General features: G+C 38.1%; 8 protein-coding genes and 2 rRNA genes (1 of these 10 only partly in view). 2 read left to right on the top strand and 8 right to left on the bottom strand.

The genetic code is table 11. The annotated features are described in order from the left end of the window. The 6 genes from AC4BC3_RS01940 to AC4BC3_RS01915 form a co-directional block, all read right to left on the bottom strand. Window positions 1-983, bottom strand: a 23S ribosomal RNA gene (locus AC4BC3_RS01940); it reaches 1,931 nt to the left of the window's first position. Window positions 984-1,212: 229 nt separating this feature from the next. Further along, window positions 1,213-2,772: ribosomal RNA gene (locus tag AC4BC3_RS01935) — 16S ribosomal RNA — on the bottom strand. The 16S and 23S rRNA genes sit together here, the layout of an rRNA operon. Before the next feature lie 467 nt (window positions 2,773-3,239). Then, window positions 3,240-4,172: an alpha/beta fold hydrolase gene (locus AC4BC3_RS01930; protein WP_490466821.1), complete on the bottom strand. Its 933-nt coding sequence runs from the start codon at window positions 4,170-4,172 to the stop codon at window positions 3,240-3,242. 196 nt (window positions 4,173-4,368) lie between these two features. After that, window positions 4,369-4,725: a Spx/MgsR family RNA polymerase-binding regulatory protein gene (locus AC4BC3_RS01925; RefSeq protein ID WP_490466820.1), complete on the bottom strand. Its 357-nt coding sequence runs from the start codon at window positions 4,723-4,725 to the stop codon at window positions 4,369-4,371. A 26-nt stretch (window positions 4,726-4,751) separates the two neighbouring features. After that, window positions 4,752-5,162 (bottom strand): Spx/MgsR family RNA polymerase-binding regulatory protein, encoded by a 411-nt coding sequence (locus tag AC4BC3_RS01920; protein WP_206910926.1) that lies wholly within the window; start codon window positions 5,160-5,162, stop codon window positions 4,752-4,754. Window positions 5,163-5,284: 122 nt separating this feature from the next. Continuing rightward, window positions 5,285-7,450, bottom strand: a complete 2,166-nt coding sequence (locus tag AC4BC3_RS01915; protein WP_490467276.1) for an ATP-dependent helicase — start codon at window positions 7,448-7,450, stop codon at window positions 5,285-5,287. A gap of 223 nt (window positions 7,451-7,673) precedes the next feature. On the opposite strand from AC4BC3_RS01915, the gene AC4BC3_RS01910 reads away from it, so the two are divergent. Then, the gene (locus AC4BC3_RS01910) at window positions 7,674-8,357 is read left to right on the top strand and encodes a YoaK family protein (protein ID WP_206910924.1); all 684 of its coding nucleotides are present in this window, start codon (window positions 7,674-7,676) and stop codon (window positions 8,355-8,357) included. A 73-nt stretch (window positions 8,358-8,430) separates the two neighbouring features. Here the strand turns inward: AC4BC3_RS01910 and AC4BC3_RS01905 are convergent, their stop codons facing one another. Both AC4BC3_RS01905 and AC4BC3_RS01900 read right to left on the bottom strand, forming a co-directional pair. After that, complete coding sequence (locus AC4BC3_RS01905) at window positions 8,431-9,153, bottom strand: deoxynucleoside kinase (RefSeq protein WP_490466819.1); 723 nt, start codon at window positions 9,151-9,153, stop codon at window positions 8,431-8,433. A gap of 149 nt (window positions 9,154-9,302) precedes the next feature. Beyond that, on the bottom strand, window positions 9,303-9,515 hold the full coding sequence (locus AC4BC3_RS01900; protein WP_206899307.1) for a hypothetical protein: 213 nt from the start codon (window positions 9,513-9,515) through the stop codon (window positions 9,303-9,305). Between the two features lie 457 nt (window positions 9,516-9,972). Here AC4BC3_RS01900 and AC4BC3_RS01895 point away from each other — a divergent pair, with 457 nt between their 5' ends. Further along, window positions 9,973-10,701: a LytR/AlgR family response regulator transcription factor gene (locus AC4BC3_RS01895; RefSeq protein ID WP_490466818.1), complete on the top strand. Its 729-nt coding sequence runs from the start codon at window positions 9,973-9,975 to the stop codon at window positions 10,699-10,701. The last annotated feature ends 25 nt before the right edge of the window (window positions 10,702-10,726 follow it).

Below are 10,726 nucleotides of genomic sequence, written 5' to 3'. Positions count from 1 at the left end.
GACTCCCGGATATGAATGAATGGCATTCGGAGTTTATCTGAATTCGGTAACCCGAGATGGGCCCCTAGTCCAAACAGTGCTCTACCTCCATCATTCTCAATTCCGAGGCTAGCCCTAAAGCTATTTCGGAGAGAACCAGCTATCTCCAAGTTCGTTTGGAATTTCTCCGCTACCCACACCTCATCCCCGCACTTTTCAACGTACGTGGGTTCGGTCCTCCAGTGCGTTTTACCGCACCTTCAACCTGGACATGGGTAGATCACATGGTTTCGGGTCTACGACTACATACTCAAACGCCCTATTCAGACTCGCTTTCGCTACGGCTCCGTCTCTTCGACTTAACCTCGCATGCAATCGTAACTCGCCGGTTCATTCTACAAAAGGCACGCCATCACCCATTAACGGGCTTTGACTTGTTGTAGGCACACGGTTTCAGGTTCTATTTCACTCCCCTTCCGGGGTGCTTTTCACCTTTCCCTCACGGTACTGGTTCACTATCGGTCACTAGGGAGTATTTAGCCTTGGGAGATGGTCCTCCCGGATTCCGACGGAATTCCTCGTGTTCCGCCGTACTCAGGATCCTCCTAGGTGCTTTCCAAATTTCATCTACGGGGTTTTTACCCTCTTTGACTGACTTTTCCAAGTCATTCGATTATCTGAAAAAACTACCATATCGGAGTCCTACAACCCCAACAAGCAAGCTTGTTGGTTTGGGCTTTTCCCGTTTCGCTCGCCGCTACTCAGGGAATCGAATTTTCTTTCTCTTCCTGCAGGTACTTAGATGTTTCAGTTCTCTGCGTCTACCTCAAATATGCTATGTATTCACATATTTGTAACATCCTATAAAAGATGCTGGGTTCCCCCATTCGGAAATCTCTGGATCATAGCTTACGTACAGCTCCCCAAAGCATATCGGTGTTAGTCCCGTCCTTCATCGGCTCCTAGTGCCAAGGCATCCACCGTGCGCCCTTATTCACTTAACCTTATCAACCTTACGGTTGGGTTTTGACTTCATTTCTAGCGATAGAAACGTGTCAAGAAAAATAAGCAATTGAACTTATTAAAAAACTCATTCAACGCGGTGTTCTCGGTTTGTTTTGATCTTACTTCAAATATCCAGTTTTCAATGAACAAAATGTTTTGAGAGTAAACCTCTCAAAACTGAACAAAGTAATAATGACAAACCTGTGTAGTCTCCGTAATATTCCTTAGAAAGGAGGTGATCCAGCCGCACCTTCCGATACGGCTACCTTGTTACGACTTCACCCCAATCATCTATCCCACCTTAGGCGGCTGGCTCCAAAAGGTTACCTCACCGACTTCGGGTGTTACAAACTTTCGTGGTGTGACGGGCGGTGTGTACAAGGCCCGGGAACGTATTCACCGCGGCGTGCTGATCCGCGATTACTAGCGATTCCGGCTTCATGTAGGCGAGTTGCAGCCTACAATCCGAACTGAGAGAAGCTTTAAGAGATTAGCTTAGCCTCGCGACTTCGCGACTCGTTGTACTTCCCATTGTAGCACGTGTGTAGCCCAGGTCATAAGGGGCATGATGATTTGACGTCATCCCCACCTTCCTCCGGTTTGTCACCGGCAGTCTTGCTAGAGTGCCCAACTTAATGATGGCAACTAACAATAAGGGTTGCGCTCGTTGCGGGACTTAACCCAACATCTCACGACACGAGCTGACGACAACCATGCACCACCTGTCACTTTGCCCCCGAAGGGGAAGCTCTATCTCTAGAGTGGTCAAAGGATGTCAAGACCTGGTAAGGTTCTTCGCGTTGCTTCGAATTAAACCACATGCTCCACCGCTTGTGCGGGCCCCCGTCAATTCCTTTGAGTTTCAACCTTGCGGTCGTACTCCCCAGGCGGAGTGCTTAATGCGTTAGCTGCAGCACTGAAGGGCGGAAACCCTCCAACACTTAGCACTCATCGTTTACGGCGTGGACTACCAGGGTATCTAATCCTGTTTGCTCCCCACGCTTTCGAGCCTCAGCGTCAGTTACAGACCAGAGAGTCGCCTTCGCCACTGGTGTTCCTCCATATATCTACGCATTTCACCGCTACACATGGAATTCCACTCTCCTCTTCTGCACTCAAGTCTCCCAGTTTCCAATGACCCTCCCCGGTTGAGCCGGGGGCTTTCACATCAGACTTAAGAAACCGCCTGCGCTCGCTTTACGCCCAATAAATCCGGACAACGCTTGCCACCTACGTATTACCGCGGCTGCTGGCACGTAGTTAGCCGTGGCTTTCTGGTTAGATACCGTCAAGGGATGAACAGTTACTCTCATCCTTGTTCTTCTCTAACAACAGAGTTTTACGATCCGAAAACCTTCTTCACTCACGCGGCGTTGCTCGGTCAGACTTTCGTCCATTGCCGAAGATTCCCTACTGCTGCCTCCCGTAGGAGTTTGGGCCGTGTCTCAGTCCCAATGTGGCCGATCACCCTCTCAGGTCGGCTATGCATCGTGGCCTTGGTGAGCCGTTACCTCACCAACTAGCTAATGCACCGCGGGTCCATCCATCAGCGACACCCGAAAGCGCCTTTCAAATCAAAACCATGCGGTTTCGATTGTTATACGGTATTAGCACCTGTTTCCAAGTGTTATCCCCTTCTGATGGGCAGGTTACCCACGTGTTACTCACCCGTTCGCCACTCCTTTTCTTTCGGTGGAGCAAGCTCCGGTGAAAGAAAAAGCGTACGACTTGCATGTATTAGGCACGCCGCCAGCGTTCGTCCTGAGCCAGGATCAAACTCTCATAATAAAAGTTAGAACAATCTTTCGATTGTTAAGCTCAATTTGTTTGCTAGCATATTGCTTGCTGTTTAAAAACGTTTGTTGTCTTGAATTGAATCAAGACGCCCTACACATTTGGTTTGTCTTACTTTGTTCAGTTTTCAAAGGTCTACTTGAATTGCCGTAGCAACTTTTATATCATATCAGAGCGACGTTTAAATGTCAACTCTTTTTTGAAAAAGTTTTTCCGATTTCGTTTAAGAAATCTTTCGGCAACTCATTCATCATATCGCATCATTTGTTATTTGTCAAGAACTTTTTTGAAGTTTTTCTTGATGAAATCAAGCTTCTTAAGAGGTTCTTTCTAAACGACTTAGTTATCTTATCATGTGATAACTCACAAGTCAACAACTATTTTTCATGTTATTTACGAAAGTTTCATGAATGTTACTTTCGCAACAACGGGAATAAATATATCATGTAATTTTTTACCTGTCAATAAGTATCAATATATTTTTTTAACCAAAAATAAAGGTCTTGGTACACCACCTCTTGGTTGATTTCATTAAGTAGTTCATGGCGCGCTTCCTCATATAGCAAAAGTGTTAATTGACTAGTAGTATATTCTTTCATTGCTTGGATGAAAGTTCGAACACCTCGACCATTCGCACCTACTGGATCTTTTGCTCCCGAAACAACTAGCATTGGAAGCGAATCTGAAATTTGCTTTACTTGATCAAGACTACACGCTTGTCGAACTAACCGGAATAACTCTTTATAAGAAGCAGCGGTAAAAATAAATTGTGTTCTTGGGTCAAACAGATACTTATCCACCTCTGTTTGATCACGCGTAAGCCAATCTTTTGACGTTCTTGCTGGTTCAAATTGTCGATTAAAACCGCCAAATGCTAATTGATCTAGAAATTTTGAACGATATTTCGCTCCATGAACAGAAGCGATTGTAGAAGCAATTGCTTCAGCAGCTCTCATTTCTTTAGGATTGTGCCACCCAGTTCCCATAATAATTACCCCAGAAAAATCTGTCTCAAACTGTGCCAAATAATTTCTTACCAAAAAAGAGCCCATACTATGTCCCAAAATAAAATGCGGTAGCGTTGGATATTGTTCCTTGATTTTTTCGTTCACTGTATGAATATCTGAAAGTAAAAACTCTGAACCATTTTTATCTGCAACATGACCAAAATATTCCTTAGATTGGATAGAATGTCCGTGTCCTAAATGATCGTGCCCCATCACAATGATTCCTTTTTGGTTGAGATAGTCAGCAAATAAATCATATCGTTCGATAAACTCAACCATCCCATGGACAATCTGTAAAGTTGCCACCGGCTGTTGTTGAGGATACCAGCAACTTACTTCTATCGTAGTTTTTTCGTCAGCAGATAGAAACTGTACTTGTCTTTTCATATAAAAAGTTCCTCACTTTTCTTCTATATAATTAATTATCGTTCATCTCAATCATTATAGTTAACTAATCAACAGTTAACTATAATGATTCCTTAAAGCGATTGCAAGTATCGGTCTTTGCTTCTATACAATAATTTTAAAATGTTAGAAACAATAAAAAGAGCAGAGACGGTTACACTCTGCTCTTTACTCAATCTTATTCATGAACGACTAGTTGCTCTAACAATTGTTCATCATATCCAATAAATAAAACATCATCAATAATGATCAATGGACGTCTCAAAATTTCTGTATGTTCTCTACAAAGTGACATTAGCTGAGAATCTTTTAAGTTTGATAGATCCACTTGCATTTTAAGAAATGCTTCAGACCAAGTAGCAAATAGCTGTGTTGCTTGAACTTCTTTAAAGCTACATAGCTCTTTAGCATCTTGTATACTTAATGTTGTTTTTTCTAAGTCAACGAATTGATAAGCTAAACGATGATTTTCTAACCACTTTTTAGCTTTCAAACAAGTTAAACAATCTTTCGATCCAAATACTTTTATTTTCACAGGACCTCCCTCTTTCTTTTAGTTGGTCATGAGTTTACCGTACCATAGTCTTGCAAATAAATTAGGTTTCGTTCAACACAGCGGGTTTCTCTAGGAACGAATGAACGAATTTCATCCTCATTAAAACCAATCAGAATTCTCTTTTCATCAATTAGAATAGGACGACGAATCAGCGAAGGATACTCTTTAAACAATACAATCATTTGCTTAAGTGTTAGTTCATTGAAATCTAAACACAATTTTTCATAAATTTTTGACCGAGTGGAAATAACATCCTCAACCCCGCCTTCAGTTGCTGCTAGAATTTCTTTTATTTCTTCTTCAAGTAACGGATCGACAAAAATGTTTTTTTCTTCAAACTCAAGTTGATTCGTTTGTAACCATGCTCTAGCTTTACGACAAGAAGTACAACTAGGTGAGGTGTATACTTTTATCATTTTCTCACTCCTCTTTAATTATAATCCCATTTTAACTGAATTATAAAAAAAAGACCACTCATTCGCTAACCAAACTAAAAAAAACTATGACGCAAGTATCTAGTGCATCATAGTCTTTTTAGTTATTTTCTTAATTGAATACCCGATTCTTTAATAAAACGAGAGGGCTTTAACTGCCTATTTCCTTTCAGCTGCGGCACACACAAATACAGCCGATTTCGAGCCCGAGTCATCGCAACATAAAATAAGCGACGTTCTTCCTCAATCGTCGTCACAGGCTCCACTTTGATTTCCTCAGATGAGACGGCTTCTTTTTCTGCTGCACCGTTATGTGGCAATGCTCCTTCATTACAGCCGATCAAGAAAACATTTCTATAGCTCAACCCTTTACTTTTATGGATACTCTGAATACATAACGCATCTAATTTCCCTTGTCGGTAAGCAATCAAACGTGTTTTTAGTTGTTTTGCTTGAGATTGAATCGATTTTTCTAAGTCAATCAATTGTGGTAAAGTTGGTTGTTTTTTGATTTCTTCTAGTAACCAATCACGCTCTCCTTGCTCGAGTTCTTTCTTTACTCGTGGAAGATTGATAAATAGTTGCCAAAACAGGTACATGTTTTTTCTTGGTTGCTGAGTGAAATCTTGCAATTCTTTTACTAATTGTTGAAATTCCTTATGCCGTGATTTTAATGAGGGTTTCGCTTGAATAATGTACGTAGTGAGTTCATTATCTGAGTGCTTTTGGAAGAAGAAACGATCACATTCTGATTTTTTCAAGTAGCAATTAATCATGATTTGCCTCAAAATTTGTTGGTAGTTTTGATCTTTTTTCTGACCAGTTGTTGCTCTTTGCCAGTCAAGAAGTCTTCTATATAGTTGTTGAAAGTTTCGTACACCAAAAATCCCTTCATAAGGTGTATCTGCCTCAAGGACGAATGGAATATCTGTTTGTAAAAGATTTTGGACTAATTTTTGTGTTTGCGAAAGCGAACGGTACAAAATAATAGACTCTTTGTATTTACCTTTTTGTCTGATAAACGTTTGAATCTGGCGAATCACCCATTGGCTTTCTGTTTGTGAATCCTTAAAAGAAATGGCCTCCATAACACCCTCTTCTTTTTGTGCAGGAATCATAGCTTTGGGAATGCGATCACCCTTATTGTAACTAATCAACCGGTTTGCTCCTTGAACAATCGCGGCACGAGAACGATAATTTGTTAATAAAAAAAGTGTTTCAGTCGGATATTCTTGTTCAAATTCCTTGATGTAGGCTGGCTCTGATCCGCGGAACCCGTAAATACTTTGATCGTCATCCCCAACTACGACAAGCTTGATGTTTGTTCCTTTAGTAATCAATTTTACAACTGCCCATTGTAGGGGATTTGTGTCTTGAAACTCATCAATAAATAAAAAGTCATACTTCTTACCAACAAACTGGCGAACATTTTCATTAGCTAATGCTTCTTTTAAGTTTTGCAAAATATCATTAAAGTCAGCTAGATGTTGTTGCTGTTTTAACTCTTTCAACTCCATCATCAACAGTCCGATACGCTCAGAAAGTGGTTGATTTGTGTTCTTTTCTGTACTATCAAACTTTTCCTTTACCAAATGGATAATTTCTTCTACAGAAAGATTCATATTCTGCCAATAATCCAAACGTGCCGACAAATTTTTCTCACCATGCTGGTCAAAAGAATAAAGATTATATTTACGAATCAAGTGTTGTAGAATTGCTCCAATTTTTTGGCTTGAATCTTTGGAAAAATCTCCATGGATACCTTGCATCGCAATGTCTGGAAATTCTTTACAAATTTCATTGTAAAGACGAAAGAAAATACTATGGAATGTTCCGATATGTACCGCTGTTTTATGTTGGCTAAAATTATCCACTCTTTTTTTCAATTCGTTCGCTGCATTTCGAGTAAATGTAATCATCAAAATCCGTTGTTCAGCAACTTGTTTTTGGGTCATCAAGTAGACTGCTTTTGCACAAATCGTTTGCGTCTTGCCACTGCCGGCACCAGCAATAATACGAAGATTTTTTTTCATATCGTAGGTGATTGTAGCTTTTTGCTCTAAGTTAAACTGATTATAAGATCGTTTTTCCATCATTTTAAAAAACGAATCATCCACTACATCAGCTGGCTGTTCTTCTTCAATCAGTCCAGGTGCTTCCCCGTAAGCAGCCTCATAACTAGCAATTATCTCTTCTTGTAGTCGAAAGATTTGTTGAAGTTTATGGTATCTGTTTTTCCAAGACTTCAGCTCATTTTTTAACCGTAACATTTCTTTTTCATTTAGCTGAGTAATCAGTGCCACCAACTTTCTTTTCAAAATTTTCTTATTTATCTTGTCATTCTTGTTTTCTTTATACTACCAGACCTTTATTGAAAATGAAACGCCGTTATTCAATCACTTTGTTTCAGAAAATTTATCATTTTTTTCGGAAAATTATGCTAAGATAGAGGCAGTTAAATTAAGTAAAATAATAATTGAAGGTGGAAAAATCATGCGTACTTCGTTTCACGAGGATCGTACTATCGGGCTGTTACTAACTTTTATTGGTGGTGCAATGGATAGTTATACTTATATTCATTATGATGCTTTTGCTTCTGCACAAACTGGTAATATTATTCTTGCAATTATTCAAGCCTTCGACGGGGAATGGATTAGTTTTGGAAAAAAGGTGTTATCAACTCTTTTCTTTTTCATAGGTATTTTATTAACTAAGTTTTTGATTGATTATTTTAAAAAACGTGAGAAGCATTTTTGGCGTTTATTTGTTCTTTATTATGAAGCACTGATTTTTTTCATCGTTAGCTTAAAAATAATCAATATCCATCCCTCACTGGTAACAATTTTAATTGCCTTTACAGCTGCAATCCAGTGGGTATCATTTGACAAAATCAATGGACGTGCCTATACAAATCTTTTTACAACCGGAAATTTGAAAGGTGTGGCAACTAATCTTTATGATTTTTTGATTTCGAAAGAAAAATCTGATTTTGACCAATTTTTTCACTTTCTCACAGTTGTACTAGCTTTCATTTTAGGAGCAGTCGCTTCCGTTTTTTGTTACCATCTATTCGGCGCACGAGCTATTTTATTAGTATCATTTCTCTTTTTAGTAATGGCCCTCAGCCAAACATTTCAACTTTGGCGGTTCTTCAGAACCAATCAATATCCACTTTAAGCGATTGGAATACAGTGATTAATTTAAAAAGGCACAACAAAGCAGAAATATCTTTGTCGTGCCTTTTTCTTATTTACTTTTCGCAAGAAAAAATTCCTTTTGCTTCTGGAACTAAGGTTGTATACTGAATTTTTTCGTTCGTTGCTACCTCGCCCATCTCTTTAGCTCGGGCTTTAATCAACTGAACGATTTGTTCACCACATTCTGGTTCCGCTACAAAGTCATAACGATCTCCATCTATCACTAGTTTGGGACAGACATCAAACGCATCAAACCATTTCTCATAACGGCGGTTTAATTCTTGATAATAAGAAAACAACTCAGGATTTTGTTCAATTTGTTCGTATTCCCGTCCACGCTTTTTGATGCGCTCTAGCATCGTTTCAAAAGAAACCCGAATATAAACTAATAAGTCTGGCTTTTTTTGGGGTGCAATATCTTCTAGTTCATTCAGCATCGTCTCAAGTAATCCTTGATATTGCTCAACTTCTACTTTTGATACTCTTCCTAAATCCGCATTTAAATGAAAAAGCAAACTGTCTTCGTAGATAGAGCGATCCAGTACATTATCATCATGACCAAACGCATCTTTGATTGCTAAAAATCGTTTATTTAAAAAGAAAATTTGTAATAAAAAAGTATACTTTTCTGGATTTGAGTAGAACAAAGGTAAGACCTCGTTATCCTCAACATTTTCATAAAATGGCTTAGTTTCTAAATTTTGTGCTAACATTTCAGTTAGTGTACTTTTTCCAGCTCCGATAGTTCCCGCAACAATAATCACAATTATCGGCATCCTTCCTTTTATAAATTCTGCTCCCTATTTTAACACAAAAAAAGACCAAGCTTTTCACTAGATAATAACAATTTTTCTGCTATTTCTTGAAAAGTTAGTCTTTTTAATTACAAAATTGAACTATTTGAAAACAACTAGTTCCTGTTTACTTAGTTATTTTCAATTAAAGCGTTCGATTTGCGAACAATCAGCTGCCATTGTAGATTATCAGCTGTTTCAGTTTCATCTGTCGCACATTTCATTACGCGAATCATTACACTATTTTCATATATTTTTTCGATTTTCCCTTTGACTGGTGATTCAAACAAATCCGAATGAAATTCGTAAGTTTCGCCTACTTCAAATAATTGTTCATTTTCCATAAGAATACCTCCATCACCTTTTATCAGGTTAGTACTTTTTTAACATAGAAATAAAAAATTAGTTCACACGCTCAAAAAAAGCCTTTCTAACATCAAAACTGTGAAATTTTTTCACAAAATTCACAAGAATCGGTCATTTTGCATAACAATTAAGTGAAATTCTACAGTTATGAGTTGAAACACACATTTTATGAGTGAACCGTTTTTATTCTCTTTTTTTTATTACACTTTTAACTAAGAGTTTTTAGCTATTTTGTATAATGTGGGGAAAATCTTTGATTAGCGATGATCCCTAAAATTTAGATATATGTCTTCTCGCGCGAAACATCAGATTCCAACGGCAAGTTAACACTCAGATTTTTAACCAACCAAAATATGAACATAACAAATAATACAGTTCATTTACTGAAACATGTTTGATACATAGCCAATTTATTTTAAGTAAAGGAGTATTGATATGATCCCGATTTACATTTGTGAGAAAAATCCACGGCAATTAGAAATTATCACAACCGTTATAAAAAATCAGATCACGCTTGAAGATCTCGATAGTTACGTTGCTGTTTCTTCAACTGATCCAATTGAATTTCTTGAAATTGCCCGTCATCGAACTACTGATTTCGGTATTTATTTTTTGGATACAGACATTAAAAATCATGAATTGACTAGTGTTACGCTTGGGAAAGATATTCGTCGAATGGACCCGTTAGGTAAAATCATTTATGTGACAGCTAACCCTGACTTTTCTTTAGAGATTCTAAAAAATCGTATTGAACCCACCGATTATATTTCGAAAGAAGATGTCTTTGAGTTAAAAGATCGTTTAGAACATATCTTAAGTAAAATCTTTCTTAACTTTCATAACTCTCAACCTCAAAAGGACATCTTTAAGCTAGAATTCAACGGGGAAATCAAGTTTCTCCCACTAAACGAAATTCAATATTTTTCTACGTCATCAATTACACCTCATAAGCTTGAAGTACACATGACACATGCCCATCTACAGTTTTATGATAAAATCAAAGACATTGAGAAAAGAAATAATTATTTTATTCGTTGCCATAAGTCATATGTTATTAATAAACTCAACATTCGAGCTATTGACAAGAAAAAAAGGGAAGTCACTTTAGCAAATGGTGAAACAGTTCCTATCTCGATTCGTGGTTTAAAAAAAATCATCTCATAACAAACTTACTCCTCAACTTGTTAGC

Source organism: Enterococcus sp. AAFC-DPL-6103 (genome assembly GCF_058216595.1).
Note: the sequence above shows the minus strand (reverse complement) of the source record. Positions and strands in the feature narration are given on the sequence as shown.